The sequence below is a fragment of the Roseburia hominis A2-183 genome (assembly GCF_000225345.1).
GTDB lineage: Bacteria > Bacillota > Clostridia > Lachnospirales > Lachnospiraceae > Roseburia > Roseburia hominis.
In genome coordinates this window covers 2,156,729-2,172,085 of record NC_015977.1, presented here as the reverse complement: position 1 = coordinate 2,172,085, position 15,357 = coordinate 2,156,729, and the positions used below count along the sequence as shown (strand labels likewise).

The 15,357-nt window shown below is 51.3% G+C and carries 12 protein-coding genes; all 12 read left to right on the top strand.

The window, feature by feature from the left end:
* The first annotated feature begins 707 nt into the window (after positions 1-707).
* Positions 708-1,172: an acyl-CoA thioesterase gene (locus RHOM_RS09740; protein WP_014080140.1), complete on the top strand. Its 465-nt coding sequence runs from the start codon at positions 708-710 to the stop codon at positions 1,170-1,172.
* Positions 1,173-1,213: 41 nt separating this feature from the next.
* Positions 1,214-3,004 carry an aminopeptidase P family protein gene (locus RHOM_RS09735; protein WP_014080139.1) on the top strand — a complete coding sequence of 597 codons (1,791 nt, stop codon included), beginning with the start codon at positions 1,214-1,216 and terminating at the stop codon, positions 3,002-3,004.
* Between the two features lie 14 nt (positions 3,005-3,018).
* On the top strand, positions 3,019-5,796 hold the full coding sequence (gene polA, locus RHOM_RS09730) for a DNA polymerase I (RefSeq protein WP_014080138.1): 2,778 nt from the start codon (positions 3,019-3,021) through the stop codon (positions 5,794-5,796).
* A gap of 15 nt (positions 5,797-5,811) precedes the next feature.
* Positions 5,812-6,411 carry a dephospho-CoA kinase gene (gene coaE / locus RHOM_RS09725; RefSeq protein ID WP_014080137.1) on the top strand — a complete coding sequence of 200 codons (600 nt, stop codon included), beginning with the start codon at positions 5,812-5,814 and terminating at the stop codon, positions 6,409-6,411.
* Positions 6,412-6,430: 19 nt separating this feature from the next.
* Positions 6,431-8,686 carry a cell division FtsA domain-containing protein gene (locus RHOM_RS09720; protein ID WP_014080136.1) on the top strand — a complete coding sequence of 752 codons (2,256 nt, stop codon included), beginning with the start codon at positions 6,431-6,433 and terminating at the stop codon, positions 8,684-8,686.
* Positions 8,687-8,703: 17 nt separating this feature from the next.
* On the top strand, positions 8,704-9,501 hold the full coding sequence (locus tag RHOM_RS09715; protein ID WP_014080135.1) for an MBL fold metallo-hydrolase: 798 nt from the start codon (positions 8,704-8,706) through the stop codon (positions 9,499-9,501).
* Between the two features lie 107 nt (positions 9,502-9,608).
* The gene (locus RHOM_RS09710) at positions 9,609-10,022 is read left to right on the top strand and encodes a hypothetical protein (RefSeq protein ID WP_014080134.1); all 414 of its coding nucleotides are present in this window, start codon (positions 9,609-9,611) and stop codon (positions 10,020-10,022) included.
* Positions 10,023-10,065: 43 nt separating this feature from the next.
* Positions 10,066-10,350, top strand: coding sequence for an ACT domain-containing protein (locus RHOM_RS09705; RefSeq protein ID WP_014080133.1), 285 nt, complete (start codon positions 10,066-10,068; stop codon positions 10,348-10,350).
* Between the two features lie 58 nt (positions 10,351-10,408).
* Positions 10,409-11,773: a PFL family protein gene (locus RHOM_RS09700; protein WP_014080132.1), complete on the top strand. Its 1,365-nt coding sequence runs from the start codon at positions 10,409-10,411 to the stop codon at positions 11,771-11,773.
* A 122-nt stretch (positions 11,774-11,895) separates the two neighbouring features.
* On the top strand, positions 11,896-13,128 hold the full coding sequence (locus RHOM_RS09695; RefSeq protein WP_014080131.1) for a glycosyltransferase family protein: 1,233 nt from the start codon (positions 11,896-11,898) through the stop codon (positions 13,126-13,128).
* A 128-nt stretch (positions 13,129-13,256) separates the two neighbouring features.
* Positions 13,257-13,970 (top strand): IMP cyclohydrolase, encoded by a 714-nt coding sequence (locus tag RHOM_RS09690; RefSeq protein ID WP_014080130.1) that lies wholly within the window; start codon positions 13,257-13,259, stop codon positions 13,968-13,970.
* A gap of 13 nt (positions 13,971-13,983) precedes the next feature.
* The gene (locus RHOM_RS09685) at positions 13,984-15,162 is read left to right on the top strand and encodes a phosphoribosylaminoimidazolecarboxamide formyltransferase (RefSeq protein WP_014080129.1); all 1,179 of its coding nucleotides are present in this window, start codon (positions 13,984-13,986) and stop codon (positions 15,160-15,162) included.
* The last annotated feature ends 195 nt before the right edge of the window (positions 15,163-15,357 follow it).

The window sequence follows — 15,357 nt, the reverse complement described above, 5'->3', positions numbered from 1 at the left end:
GTCATGTCCGCATCCCGGAAGACAATTTGTAGGACTTTTGTGTGTGTCCCTAATGGCACCTCTGAACAGAACATAACCGTGCGAAGCCGATGTCTGTGAAGAGGTGCCATTAGGGACACCAGAAAGTCCGCCCATTGTCTCCGGTGTGTCGGACATGCACCCGTCGGATTGTCCAAACGTGGAAGAGACACGGAATCCGATGCAAACATTCAGCCGGAAGAAATGCTCACATTTTTCTCCAACGAATATTCCATCTGCATTTCCACATGAAATCCCGAAGTGTATTCTGATAATATTACTTATTAAAGCTGTTAAAGATAATAAACAGGATCATGTGTCCAAAGAATTGGACACATGATGCGATACACTCCTTTTATCAGATGACGAAAGGAGTGTATTTTTTATGAAAGGATATGTTGTAGCGGCAGGCTATATGGGATATGTAAACGGAGAATACATGCTCTTCTCGAATGAGGATGACTACAGAGAATATTTTGAAGATTAGAGATAAAATGAGATAAAAGAGGAAATTGCCACATGCCCAAAAGCCGGTCGTAGCGAACGGAAGGAAGCTTAGAACGCTGTCTGCGGATATTGAAATTTTAAATGGGATGTGGGATAATGTACGCGTAGGCAATGAGCGGGCTGCCCGGCGAAGTAAAGCAGCCGCCATTGGTCTATGTATTGCAAGGAAAGAAGGAATTCAGATGTCAGAGAAGGAAATCGAACTCTATGGAAAACAGGTGGATGAGATCAAGATTCGGCCTTATGAGCATCACGCCAAGTATTACGAGACGGATCAGATGGGCATCATTCATCATTCCAACTATATCAAATGGATGGAAGAGGCGCGCATGGATCTGATGGAGCAGATCGGACTCTCCTATAAGGAGATGGAGGCGATGGAGATCATCAGCCCGGTGCTGTCGGTGTCCTGCGAGTATCACAGCATGGTTCATTTTGATGATGTGGTTGTCATTGAGCCGCGGATTACCAAGTATAACGGAATCAAGATGGAAGTGGAGTACCGGATGACGGATAAGGCGACGGGAGAACTTCGCACTACAGGAACAAGTTCCCACTGCTTTTTGAACCGTTCCGGAAGACCGATTTCGTTGAAACGGTCTTATCCGGAGATTGATACAAAGTTCTTTGAGTACACAGATATTTAGAACAAAATGGAGCGGATAGACGCTCCGGAATGGAGAATACTATGATTCAGGAAAGATTAAGCGCATTGCGCGAGGAGATGAAAAAGCGGAAGATCGATATTTATATTGTACCGACCGCCGATTTTCATGAGTCCGAATATGTAGGGGAGCATTTTAAAGCCAGAAAGTTTATCACCGGTTTCACCGGATCGGCAGGCACGGCGGTCATTACCCTGACAGAGGCAGGACTGTGGACAGACGGACGCTATTTCGTGCAGGCGGAAAAGCAGCTTGCCGGAAGTACCGTGATGCTCTACCGCATGGGGGAAGAGGGTGTGCCGACCGTGGATGAGTTCGTTGAAAAAGAACTGCCGGAGAGCGGCTGCATCGGATTTGACGGCAGAGTGGTGAACGGAAGCTGGGGCAGAAAGCTTCTCGCCATTGCGGAGAAAAAGAAGGGGTCTTTGTACGTGACGGAGGATCTGATTGATCTGATCTGGAAGGATCGCCCGGCGCTTTCTAAGGAACCGCTGTTTTTGCTTGAGGAGAAGTACTCCGGCAAGAGCACGGCAGACAAGATCGCGGATCTGCGCAAGGTAATGGAAAAAGAGGGAGCCAATGTGCATATTCTGACTTCCTTATACGATATAGCATGGCTGTTAAACATCCGCGGCGGAGACATCGATTACGTGCCGGTCATCCTGTCCTACCTGGTGCTTACCGACAAGGAGTGCATCTGGTTTTTACAGGAAGAAGTTGTGGATGAGAAGATTGCAGCATATCTGAAGGAGAATCACATCACAACCAGACCTTACGATGCAATCTATGATTATGTGAAAGAGATCCCGGCGGACGCATGCGTACTGATGAATGGCAATACGGTCAACTACCGCATTACCAGCAGCCTGAAAAAAGAGATCCGCATTGTGGACCAGCCGAACCCGACCGAGATCATGAAAGCGGTCAAGAATCCGGTCGAGGTGGAGAATATCCGCAAGGCACATGTGAAGGACGGTGTGGCATTCACCAAATTCATGTACTGGCTGAAGACCAATATCGGCAAGATTCCGATGACGGAGATCTCCGCATCGGATTACCTGGAGGCGCGCAGAAGAGAGCAGGATAACTTTATCGAGTTAAGCTTTGACACGATCTGTGCATACGGACCGAACGCTGCCATGATGCACTATGCGGCGACTCCGGAATCGGATGCCGAGTTAAAGCCGGAAGGCTTCCTGCTGGTGGATTCCGGCGGACACTATTTCGAGGGAACGACCGACATCACAAGAACGATGGCGCTCGGACCGATCACAGACGAGATGCGGCTGCATTTTACAACGGTATGCCGCTCCAACATGAACCTTGCAAACGCCAAGTTCCTCTACGGCTGCACCGGACTGAATCTGGATATTTTATCCCGCGGGCCGCTCTGGCAGATGGGCATTGATTACAAGTGCGGTACCGGACACGGTGTGGGCTACATTTTGAATGTGCACGAGGGACCGAACGGCTTCCGCTGGAGAGTGGTGCCGGAGCGCCATGATAACGGCACGCTGGAAGAGGGTATGGTCACGACGGATGAGCCGGGCGTATATCTGGAAGGCAAGTACGGTATCCGTACCGAGAACGAACTGGTATGCCACAAGGCGGAGAAAAACGAGTACGGTCAGTTCATGAATTTTGAAAATATTACTTACGCACCGATTGATCTGGATGCCATTGATCCGGACGAGATGACGGGACGTGAGAAGAAGATGTTAAATGACTATCATGCAATGGTATACAAGACACTCTCTCCGTACATGACACCGGAAGAGAATGAGTGGCTGAAGAAGTATACAAGAGCAATCTAGAAACGGAGACAGAAATGAGCGAAAAGCTGGTATTGATTGACGGACACAGTATTTTGAACCGGGCATTTTTCGGAATCCCGGATCTGACCAATTCCGAGGGACTTCACACGAACGCGGTATACGGATTTTTAAATATCATGTTCAAGATACTGGAGGAGGAGCAGCCCGATTACCTGACGGTTGCGTTCGACGTGTCTGAGCCGACGTTTCGCCACAAGATGTTTGCGGAATACAAGGGTACCCGCAAGCCGATGGCGGCAGAGTTAAAGCAGCAGGTACCCCTGATGAAAGAGATGCTGCGCGCGATGGGTGTGACCATCGTTGAAAAAGGCGGTTACGAGGCGGATGATCTGCTTGGAACCATCGCAAAGCGCAGTGAGGCGGCAGGCGTGGAGGTTGCGGTCGTATCCGGTGACCGTGATCTTCTGCAGCTTGCAACAGATCATATCAAGATCCGGATCCCGAAGACGAAGAGGACGGGAACCGAGATTGAGGACTACAACGCGAAGGAAGTCCTCGAGAAGTATCAGGTGACGCCGACGGAGTTTATTGATGTGAAGGCACTGATGGGTGATACTTCCGACAACATTCCGGGAGTTCCCGGCATTGGCGAGAAGACAGCGACGGCGATCATCGCAAAATACGGCAGTATTGAGAATGCCTACGCACATGTGGATGAATTAAAGCCGCCGAGAGCAAGCACGAATTTAAAAGAGCATTATGATATGGCGCAGATGAGCAAGACGCTGGCGACGATCGATATCGATGCGGACATTGCCTACAAGCTTGCGGACGCGCATTTAGAACAGGTTTCCGATCTGTATACAGAGGAAGCCTATTTGTTGTGTAAGAGACTGGAATTTAAGAATCTCCTCGGCAGATTCTCCGTGGAAGCACCGAAGAATACGGCGGAGGAGCATTTTAAGAAGATAGAAAAGGCGCAGGAGGCAGAAGCATTTTTTGCATCCCTGCGTGGAAAAGCATGTGGATTCTATGTGGTGCCACAGGAGGAAACGCATGACGCCCACACGGAGGCTGACGGTCAGATGAATCTGTTTGGCAGCTTTGCGATGCAGAACTCCGGCGAAGAGGCGGGGCAGCAGGAGACGGCAGGAAGCTGTCATATCCCGGATTTTCTCGGACTTGCAGTTGCATGTGGTGAGGAGGAAATCTGTTACGTGGAGGCATCGGAAGCACTTCCCTGCCGTAAGATCCGTGAATTGTTTGCGGGGAGCGCAGCCGCTTCCTATGCGACACTTGACTTAAAGCCGCAGTTAAAGGAACTGGGGATGCTTGAGAAAAAATGTCTTGGAACGATCTCGGAGGAGAACCTGTTCGACAACACGATCGCGGCCTACCTTTTAAACCCGATTAAGAATGAATATCCGTATGAGGACATTGCCAAGGATTATGCGGGACTGATGATTCTGTCGAGAAAGGATCTCATAGAGAAGCTCACGTATGAGAAGGCGGCTGAGAAAAAGCCGGAGGAATTTTTAAAGTGCGTCTGCTATATGGCATACGTGGCATACAAGACCAGGGAGCCGCTTGAAAAAGAGCTTGCGGACACCGGAATGGAAGCGCTGTTTCGCGAGATCGAGATGCCGCTTGTCTTCACGCTGGCAGATATGGAAAAAGAGGGAATCATTGCGTCCGGGGAGGCGCTAAAGGAGTACGGAGACAAGCTTGCCGTGCGCATTGACGAACTCGAGCGTAAGATCTATGAGGAAGCCGGGGAGGAATTCAATATCAATTCTCCCAAGCAGCTCGGTGTGATTTTATTTGAAAAGCTTTCCCTGCCGAACGGCAAGAAGACGAAGACCGGTTATTCGACGGCGGCGGATGTTTTGGACCGTCTGGCGCCGGATTACCCGATTGTGGCGGATATTCTGGAGTACAGACAGCTGACCAAGCTAAAGTCCACCTATGCGGACGGTCTGGTGAACTATATCGCAGAGGACGGAAGAATCCACACGTCCTTCAATCAGACCATCACGGCGACGGGACGCCTTAGCAGCACGGAGCCGAACCTCCAGAACATCCCGATGCGGATTGAACTGGGAAGACTGATCCGCAAGGCATTTTTGCCAAAGAGCGGTTTTGTGTTTGTGGACGCGGATTATTCCCAGATCGAGCTGCGCGTGCTGGCGCATCTGTCCGGGGATGAGAAGCTCATCGAGGCATACCGGAATGCACAGGATATTCACCGGACGACGGCGTCGCAGGTATTCCATATCCCGTTTGACGAGGTGACCGATCTGCAGCGCCGCAATGCCAAGGCGGTCAATTTCGGTATCGTCTACGGAATCAGCTCCTTCGGACTCAGCCAGGATCTCTCCATCACGAAGAAAGAGGCGGCGGAGTACATTGAGCGCTATTTTGAGACCTATCCGAAGATCAAGGGGTATCTGGACGGACTGGTGGCGGAGGCAAAGGAAAAAGGCTATGTCACGACGATGTTCGGAAGAAGACGTCCGATTCCGGAGCTTTCTTCGAGCAATTTTATGCAGCGTTCGTTCGGGGAGCGCATTGCGATGAATTCCCCGATACAGGGAACGGCGGCGGACATTATCAAGATCGCCATGAACCGGGTGCATGACCGCCTGCTGGCGGAGGGGTTAAAATCCCGGCTGATTCTGACGGTGCACGATGAACTGCTGGTGGAGACAGCGGTAGAGGAAGAGCAGGAAGTGCGTAAGATTCTTGCCGAAGAGATGCACGGGGCAGCACAGTTGTCGGTGATGCTTGAGATTGATGTGCATGCGGGAAGTGACTGGTATCAGGCAAAATAGAGGTGCAGTAAAACGATGAGATTTATAGGAATTACCGGCGGTGTAGGAGCCGGCAAGTCGGAAATACTGGGATACCTGGCGAAGAAGCCGGATACCCGCGTGATGCTTGCGGATGAGATCGCCCATGAGCTGATGTCTCCCGGGACGGAGTGCTATGACAGGATCTGTGAGACGTTTGGCGCGGAGGATATTTTCCTGCCGCAGGGCGGACTGAACCGGGGGAAACTGGCGGCAGTCATTTTTTCCGATGAGGCGAAGCGCAGGCAGATGAATGCCATTGTACACCCGGCGGTGCGCGTCTATGTGGAAAAAGAGGCGGCGAGAGAAAAGCAGGGTGGAAAACGAAAGCTTCTGGTGCTGGAGGCAGCGCTTCTGATTGAAGAACATTATGATGAAATTTGTGACGAACTCTGGTATATTTATACCAGAGAGGATATTCGCAGAGAACGCCTGATGGCAAGCAGAGGATATTCCACGGAAAAGGTAGACCGGATTTTTGCCAGCCAGTTGACGGAGGAAGTCTACCGGGAGCACTGCAGGGTTGTGATTGACAACAACGGCAGTGTGGCGGAGGCTTTTGCGCAGATTGACAGGGCGCTTTCGGAGAAGAAATAGAGATTAGGAGATACTGCAGATGAGCGATACGAGCGTATTCGACCAGCCGCTGGTGTTTGGTCTTGATATTGGAACGAGAAATGTGGTGGGAACCGTAGGCTATAAGACGGAGAATGAATTTGTCGTGGTGGCACAGTATATGCTTGAGCACGAGACGCGTGCCATGCTGGACGGCCAGATCCATGATATCGGACGCGTGGGGCATACCATTGCCAAGGTGAAGGAGGAGCTGGAGTCACAGATCGGGCAGGAACTGACCGAAGTGTGTATTGCAGCCGCAGGCCGTGTGTTAAAGACGGTGACGACCAACATCAGCTATGATTTCCCGGAGGAGACGGTCGTTACCGGCGAGGATATTCATACACTGGATCTGCTTGGAATTGAAAAGGCACAGTCCATTTTAAAGGAAATGAACGATACCCGCTACAAGTTTTACTGTGTGGGTTATTCCGTCATGAAGTATTTCTTAAATGATGAACCGTTCTCCAGTCTGGAATCCCATAAGGCAGAACGTATCAGCGAGGATATCATCGTGACGTTCCTGCCGGAGGATGTTGTGGACGGTCTGTACGCGGCAGTCGGTATGGCGGGTCTGACCGTGGCAAACATGACGTTGGAGCCTATTGCGGCGATCAATGTGGCGATTCCGGAGAATTACAGACTGTTAAATATTGCGCTCGTGGATATCGGTGCGGGAACATCCGATATTTCCGTGACGAGAGACGGAAGCATCATCGCATACGGTATGATTCCGCTTGCGGGGGATGAGATCACTGAGCTGATCGTGCAGAGTTATCTGGTGGATTTCAACACGGCGGAGCAGATCAAGCTCTCGAGCGGTATGGACGATCAGGTGACCTACAAGGATATTATGATGATCGAGCACACGATTCCGTCGAAGGATGTGTGGAAGCTGACGGAGCCGGTGGTGGATAAGATGACGACCGAGGTAGCGGCGAAGATCAAGGAGCTGAACGGAGACAAGAGCGTCAGTGCGGCGTTTATCGTCGGCGGCGGCGGTAAGATCCACGGTTACACGGAGATGCTTGCCAAGAAGCTGGATCTGCCGGCAGAGCGTGTAGCGCTGCGCGGTGAGGAAGTGCTGCAGGAAGTGACGTTTCTTCAGACAGAGATCCAGAAGGATCCGCTGCTCGTCACGCCGATCGGTATCTGCTTAAATTATTACGATCAGAGAAACAGCTTTATCATGGTGCGCTTTAACGGGGAGCGGATCAAGCTGTATGACAACAATAAGCTGACAATCGTGGATGCAGCCCTGCAGGCCGGTTTCCCGAATGAGGAACTGTTCCCGAAGCGCGGCAAGGAACTCAATTTCACCGTGAACGGCACTCCGCGGATTGTCAGAGGTGAGCTGGGAGAGTCCGCAGAGATCTATATGAATGACCGTCTGGTCAACATCAACACCCCGCTGGAACCGAACAGCGACATCGTGATCGAAGCGTCGACACAGGGCGAAGCGGCGGTATGTACCTTAGAGCAGCTGGATGAGTATTCCTCTTCGGAGATGAAGGTAATCGTCAACGGCAGGATCGTGCGCTGTCCGAAGTGCCTGGAAGTCAACGGAAGTCTGGAACTGCCGTCCTATGAGATCAAAGAGGGCGATGCGGTTGAGACGAGAAGCTTTTATACCGTGGAGCAGCTGGCGGCATTCATGGATGTGGAAGTGGACATGGATCATGAGATTCTTGTGAATAACCGCGTGGCAACCATGGAGAGTCTTGTGTACGAGAACTTTTCCGTGGACTGGGTGGTGCTTTCTTTCGGAGCAGCGGCGGTGGATCCGGCAGAACTTCCGGTTGCGGAGCAGCCTGTGACGGCTGCGGCTGGCGGGACGGAGCAGACAGCGGACGAGACTCTGGCTGAGACGGTAGAGGAAGTGGATGCCGCAGAGAGTGAGGCACAGACCGGTACAGAGGCGGAGGAAGCGGAGCATGGAATGTCACAGGAACCTTCATCTGTGACAGATGCCACGGGAGCAGAGAGCGCTGTGGAGCAGCCGGCTGAAGGGGAAGTGCAGCAGGCTTCGCAGAAGACGGATCTGGGACTGGTTGTGTTTATCAATCAGCAGCCGGTACGTCTGACCGGAAAGAAGAGCTACATCTTTGTAGATATTTTTGATTTTTACGATTTTGATTTAACGGCATCTGCGGGAAGAGCGATCATCACAAAGTTGAACGGACAGCAGGCACAGTATTCGGCAGTGCTCTCCGAGGGAGACCAGATCGAGCTTCGCTGGCAGGAAATTAACAGATAGAGAGTGGAAGAAATAAAATGGAATTATGCAGTATAGCAAGCGGCAGCAGTGGCAACTGTATCTGCGTGGGAACAGATGAATGTCATGTTTTAGTGGATGCCGGAATCAGCGGAAAGCGGATTGAATCCGGTCTGAATTCGATTGATCTGAAAACGGAAGAGATGCAGGGAATTCTGATCACACATGAACATGTGGATCATATCGCAGGACTTGGCGTCCTTGCGAGACGTTACGGTCTGCCGATGTATGCGACTCCGGGGACGATCGATGCGATACTGCACACCAAATCCGTCGGAACGATCGATCCCGCCCTGTTTCATGAGATTCATGCGGGGGAGGATTTTACGATCGGAGATATGACGATCGAGCCGATTGCCATCTCACATGACGCGGCTGAGCCGGTGGCGTATAAGATGAAGCAGCCCGGAAAATCCATGGCGGTCATGACGGATCTGGGAATTTATGACGACCATATTGTGGAGAAGTTAAAGGGGCTGGACGTGCTTCTTCTCGAGGCGAATCATGATGTACATATGCTGCAGGTCGGAAGTTATCCGTATCCGTTAAAACAGCGTATTCTCGGAGAGAAGGGACACCTGTCCAACGAGCTTTCCGGGCGGCTGCTCGGGGAGGTGCTGCACGATCATTTCGGCACGGTCTTTTTAGGACATCTGTCCAAGGAAAATAACTATGCGGAACTTGCGTACGAGACGGTACGGCTGGAAGTGGCGATGGGAGATAATCCTTATAAGGGGGATGATTTTCCGATGTATGTGGCAAAGAGAGACGAGCCGTCCGAGCTGGTGCGGTTCTAAGGTGGGAGAAAAGAAATTGCATATGCCGGCAGACACGGATATCATAAAAGAAACAGGCGAAGAGCTCTTTTGGAGGCAGGCGCCGGAATTGAGGTAGTACGAACAAGATGATCAAAGAATCCGATATTCAGAATTATCTATACGCCAGGAATATTCCTTACACCGACCATGCATCAATCTATGCGGTGATTCTGCCAAAGTATTCCTTTATGCGGACGATGATGGCGACGATGCTTGAGGTGCAGCATTTTGTCATTCATTTCGGCAGGACGGGCATTTCTGTGATCGTGGTGAATGATCTCACCGGCAGACTCGACCCGTATGGGTTTTTGTTTTTCCCGGGGGAGAGAATTCAGAGCGTGCAGTTTTTCCGGCGGGTGACGCACGATCAGCTTGTGATCCGGCTGACGGACGGTGTGCGCGTCTACCGGGTGAATAAGAGAATGATGATGCTGCCCTGGCACAAAAGCAATCTAAAAGCATTGACTTATAAAAGCCCTGTGTATTATAATCAGTGTTAATACGATAAAGTGATAACGTGGAAGCAGGAGGAATGAGATTGGCATGGAGAATACAGTAGACAAAGTAATCATAACAGTCGTTGGAAAAGATACCGTCGGTATTATCGCAAAGGTATGTACCTATCTTTCGGAGAATCATATCAATGTTCTGGATATTTCGCAGACGATCGTGTCCGGATTTTTTAACATGATGATGATTGTGGACATGAGTCAGTCATCGAGATCTTTCGGGGACTGCCAGAAGGATCTGGATGCGGTAGGGGAGCAGATCGGTGTGTCCATCAAATGTCAGAAGGAAGAGATTTTTGAAAAAATGCACAGAATCTAGGAAAATGTGCAGGAAGATCGACCGATGGACATAATGTCCACAGAAAGGGATAGACGGAATGATTAACATATGGGAAGTAAATGAGACCAACAAGATGGTGGAGCAGGAGAATCTCGATGTCCGTACCATCACGATTGGTATCAGTCTTTTGGAGTGTATTGATTCTGATTTAAAAAAGCTCAATGAGAATATCTACAACCGGATCACGACCGTGGCGAAGGATCTGGCGGCAGTCGGAGAGAAGATTGAGAACGAGTACGGGATACCGATTGTCAATAAGCGTATCTCCGTGACACCAATTGCACTGGTGGGCGGTGCAGCCTGCAAGACGCCGGAGGATTTTGCGACGATTGCGGACACGCTGGACCGCGCAGCCAAGACGGTTGGGGCGAACTTGATCGGAGGCTATTCGGCGCTGGTGTCGAAGGGTATGACGAAGGCGGATGAGATGCTGATTCACTCGATTCCGATGGCACTCTGCCGGACAGAGCGTGTCTGCAGTTCGGTGAACCTTGCATCCACGAAGACCGGCATCAATATGGATGCAGTCAAGCTGATGGGAGAGATTCTCTTAGAGCTTGCGGAGCAGTCAAAGGACCGCGATTCTGCGGACTGCATGAAGCTTGTTGTATTTTGCAACGCACCGGATGACAACCCGTTTATGGCAGGCGCGTTCCACGGTGTGACGGAGGCGGATGCGATCATCAACGTCGGTGTCAGCGGACCGGGAGTGGTGAAGACTGCTCTGGAAAAAGTGCGCGGCGAGAACTTCGAGGTGCTCTGTGAGACCATTAAGAAGACGGCGTTTAAGGTGACGAGAGTCGGACAGCTGGTGGCACAGGAGGCATCCAGACTTCTTAATATCCCGTTTGGTATCGTGGATCTGTCTCTGGCGCCGACACCGGCGATCGGCGATTCCGTGGCGGACATTCTCTGCGAGATCGGACTTGAGTATGCGGGAGCACCGGGAACGACTGCGGCGCTCGCCATGCTGAACGATCAGGTGAAAAAGGGCGGCGTGATGGCTTCCTCCTATGTCGGCGGATTAAGTGGCGCTTTTATTCCGGTCAGCGAGGATCAGGGCATGATCGATGCGGTACAGGCAGGAGCGATCACACTTGAGAAGCTTGAGGCGATGACCTGCGTATGTTCCGTGGGACTCGATATGATTGCGATTCCGGGAGACACCAAGGCGACGACCATCTCCGGTATGATTGCCGATGAGATGGCGCTTGGCATGGTCAACCAGAAGACGACTGCGGCGCGCCTGATTCCGGTTATCGGAAAAGGGGTGGGCGATACGGTAGAATTTGGCGGACTGTTTGGCTATGCGCCGATCATGCCGGTGAACCAGTTCTCCTGTGACGCGTTCATCAACCGCGGCGGCAGAATCCCGGCGCCGATCCACAGCTTCAAGAATTAAAATATAACGAACATGAGTCATGGAAAATAAGTGATAGAAAACAACCTTCTCTGATCAGACAGAATCCGAAAGGATGATTCAGGGAGGTTGTTTTTCCTTTATCCGGACAGAGGAAGCACAGAATGGCAGAGATCAGAAAAATCATTTTCATAAAAAATGCGGTGGAGACGCTGGGATATTTTTCCGAACAGATTGCACGAGAACTGGAGAGGAACGGGTATGAGACCTGCTTTATCGACTATGAGCGGATGTATGAGTCGATGGATGTAATGCTGCATTTTCTGGACCGGGAAGAGACGGCACTTGTCACCTTTAATTTCATCGGGCTGCGCGGGGAGGCTGTGTTTCAGGCGGAGAGCGGACGCAGTATCTGGCAGGAGGAGAACCTTCCCGTCTTAAATATCTTGGTGGATCATCCGCTCTACTATCACAGCTGTCTGAAGGAAGCCGGGGAGCGGATGCGGGTATTCTGTGTGGACAGAGAGCACGTCGGCTATGTGAGGCGTTTTTACCCGGGGGTGAAGGTGGAGTTCCTGCCGCTGGCGGGCAATGAACTTCTTTTTTCGCATGGAGACGGGGAACACGGAACGCACAGAGCGGATGTGCCAGAGCCTGTGCTGTATGGGCAGAGAACCTTTGACCTTGTATTTGCGGCCAACTATGTGTCGATGGAGATGCTGGAGGAAAAAGTAAAGGCGCTGGATGACGATTATCGGATCTTTTACCGGCGGATCACGGAAGATCTGATCGCGGATCCCGCGCAGTCTGTAGATGCGGTTATGGAGCGGCACATCCGCAACGAGCTTGGGGCAGTGCCGGAAGAGCAGCTTTGCGCAGCGATGTCCGGGATGATCTGGATTGATCTGTTTGTCCGCAGCTATTTCCGGGAAAAAGTAGTGCAGACGCTCGCGGATGCCGGTATCATAGTGCGGGTATTCGGAGCAGACTGGGAGAAAATTCACTGCAAAAAGCCGCAGAACGTGCGGACGAGTGGCGGAAAAGTGAACTCGGCGGCGTGTGTGCAGGCGATGCGTGACGCCAGGATCGCGTTAAACGTGATGCCCTGGTTTAAAGACGGAGCACATGACCGCGTCTTTACGGCGATGCTGCAGGGAACGGCGGCGCTCACGGACGACAGCCGGTATCTGCGGGAAGAGTGCCGGGACGGAGAAAATATCTGCTTTTACTCCCTGAGGGCGTTACAACAGCTTCCGGATCAGGTGGTAAGCCTGCTTGAGGATCCGGTGCGGATGGCAGAGCTGGCGGAGCGGGGATATCGGATGGCAGAAAAGCGGCACAGGTGGAAGAACCGCGCCGGGCTTCTGATGCAGGCGCTTCGCGATATAGATAAGTAAAACTAATAGAATTCAGTAAATAAATTCATGATACTAATGACAGCGCATTCCTTGTAAAAAGAAAATCCGCATGATAAGATGGAAGAAGGCAATCAATGTAGCAATGTGTGATGTGAAGGAGGAAAATCATGAAGATGATGTCACTTGCGAAGGAACTTTCGTCCAATACATATCCGGGAAGAGGAATTGTGATTGGCAGATCCGGGGATGGAAAATATGCGGTAACCGCATACTTTATCATGGGAAGAAGCGAGAACAGCCGCAACAGGGTCTTTGTGGAGGATGGTGAAGGAATCCGCACACAGGCATTTGATCCGTCCAAGCTGACAGATCCGAGTCTCATCATTTATGCACCGGTCCGCGTGCTTGGCAACAAGACGATCGTGACAAACGGCGATCAGACCGATACGATTTACGAACTGATGGACAAGCAGCAGACATTCGAGCAGGCGCTGCGCACCAGAGAGTTTGAGCCGGACGCACCGAACTATACACCGCGGATTTCCGGTATCATGCACATCGAGAACAATACCTACAACTACGCGATGTCTATTTTAAAGAGTAACAACGGCAATCCGGACGCCTGCAACCGCTATACGTTTGCATACCAGAATCCGGTGGCCGGCGAGGGACATTTTATCCATACATACATGGGAGACGGCAATCCGCTGCCGAGTTTTGAGGGAGAGCCGAAGCTTGTCGGCATCGAGGGAGACATCGACACCTTCACAAACACGGTCTGGGAGAACTTAAACGCAGACAATAAAGTATCTTTGTTTGTGCGTTACATTGAGATTGAGAACGGAAAATACGAGACGAGAATCATCAACAAGAACGTGTGAGGAGAATAGGATCATGAAAGAATTAGAATTAAAATATGGCTGCAACCCGAACCAGAAGCCGTCCAGAATCTATATGGAGAACGGCGAACTGCCGATCAAGGTGCTTTGTGGCAGACCGGGTTATATCAATTTTCTGGATGCATTCAACGGCTGGCAGCTCGTGTCCGAGTTAAAAAAGGCAACCGGTCTTCCGGCAGCGACCTCCTTTAAGCATGTGTCGCCGGCGGGCGCGGCAGTCGGACTTCCGCTTTCCGAGGTGGAGCGCAAGATCTACTGGGTGGATGACATGGATGTGGAGTTTACACCGCTTGCAAATGCCTATATTCGTGCGCGCGGCGCAGACCGCATGTCCTCGTTCGGTGATTTTATCTCTCTTTCGGATGTCTGCGACAAGGAGACAGCGCTTGTCATCAAGCGGGAGGTATCGGACGGCGTCATTGCCCCGGGTTACACCGATGAGGCACTTGAGATTTTAAAAGCGAAGAAAAACGGCAATTACAATGTCATTGAGATCGATCCGGATTATGTGCCGGCACCGATCGAGCATAAGGAAGTGTTCGGAATCACATTTGAGCAGGGAAGAAATGAGCTGGTGATCGATGAACATTTCTTCGACAATATTGTGACGGAGAACAAGGAGATTCCGGAGGCGGCGAAGAGAGATCTTGCCATTGCGATGATCACTTTAAAATACACGCAGTCCAATTCCGTGTGCTATGTCAAGGGCGGTCAGGCGATCGGTATCGGAGCGGGGCAGCAGTCCAGAATCCACTGCACGAGACTTGCCGGTTCCAAGGCGGACAACTGGTGGCTGCGTCAGTCGCCGCAGGTACTTTCCCTTCCGTTTAAGCCGGGCATCAAACGTGCAGACCGGGACAACGCCATTGACCTCTATATTGGCGAGGATTACATGGATGTGCTGGCAGAAGGCGCATGGCAGAATATTTTTACAGAAAAGCCGCCTGTGTTTACCGCAGAGGAGAAGCGGGCATGGCTGGATAAGAACACAGAGGTATCTCTTGGATCGGATGCGTTCTTCCCGTTTGGCGACAACATCGAGCGCGCACACAGAAGCGGCGTTGCGTATGTGGCACAGCCGGGCGGTTCCATCCGCGACGATCATGTGATTGAGACTTGCAATAAATATCATATGGTGATGGCATTTACGGGAATCCGTCTGTTCCATCACTAGGAAGAGCCAAAGAGGGCTGATGTATGCAGGGTGCATCAGCCCTTTTTTATTTCATAGGAAATACCGTGATACATTCATGTGTGAAAGTAGAACCTTCCTATGAAATAAAAAACGCTCCGCGAGGATGCGCAGCTCGCGGTAGGGAAAATATCGCTTTGCGAACCGCTCGCGCGCGGAGAATCTCGCAAGCGAGAT

Bases quoted from the DNA above. Each gene is read 5' to 3' on its own strand.
- RHOM_RS09710 (WP_014080134.1), top strand. From the start codon at position 9,609: ATGATCAAAGAATCCGATATTCAGAATTATCTATACGCCAGGAATATT.
- RHOM_RS09735 (WP_014080139.1), top strand. From the start codon at position 1,214: ATGATTCAGGAAAGATTAAGCGCATTGCGCGAGGAGATGAAAAAGCGG.
- RHOM_RS09715 (WP_014080135.1), top strand. From the start codon at position 8,704: ATGGAATTATGCAGTATAGCAAGCGGCAGCAGTGGCAACTGTATCTGC.
- RHOM_RS09720 (WP_014080136.1), top strand. From the start codon at position 6,431: ATGAGCGATACGAGCGTATTCGACCAGCCGCTGGTGTTTGGTCTTGAT.
- RHOM_RS09700 (WP_014080132.1), top strand. From the start codon at position 10,409: ATGATTAACATATGGGAAGTAAATGAGACCAACAAGATGGTGGAGCAG.
- RHOM_RS09690 (WP_014080130.1), top strand. From the start codon at position 13,257: ATGAAGATGATGTCACTTGCGAAGGAACTTTCGTCCAATACATATCCG.
- coaE (WP_014080137.1), top strand. From the start codon at position 5,812: ATGAGATTTATAGGAATTACCGGCGGTGTAGGAGCCGGCAAGTCGGAA.
- RHOM_RS09740 (WP_014080140.1), top strand. From the start codon at position 708: ATGTCAGAGAAGGAAATCGAACTCTATGGAAAACAGGTGGATGAGATC.
- RHOM_RS09695 (WP_014080131.1), top strand. From the start codon at position 11,896: ATGGCAGAGATCAGAAAAATCATTTTCATAAAAAATGCGGTGGAGACG.
- polA (WP_014080138.1), top strand. From the start codon at position 3,019: ATGAGCGAAAAGCTGGTATTGATTGACGGACACAGTATTTTGAACCGG.
- RHOM_RS09705 (WP_014080133.1), top strand. From the start codon at position 10,066: ATGGAGAATACAGTAGACAAAGTAATCATAACAGTCGTTGGAAAAGAT.
- RHOM_RS09685 (WP_014080129.1), top strand. From the start codon at position 13,984: ATGAAAGAATTAGAATTAAAATATGGCTGCAACCCGAACCAGAAGCCG.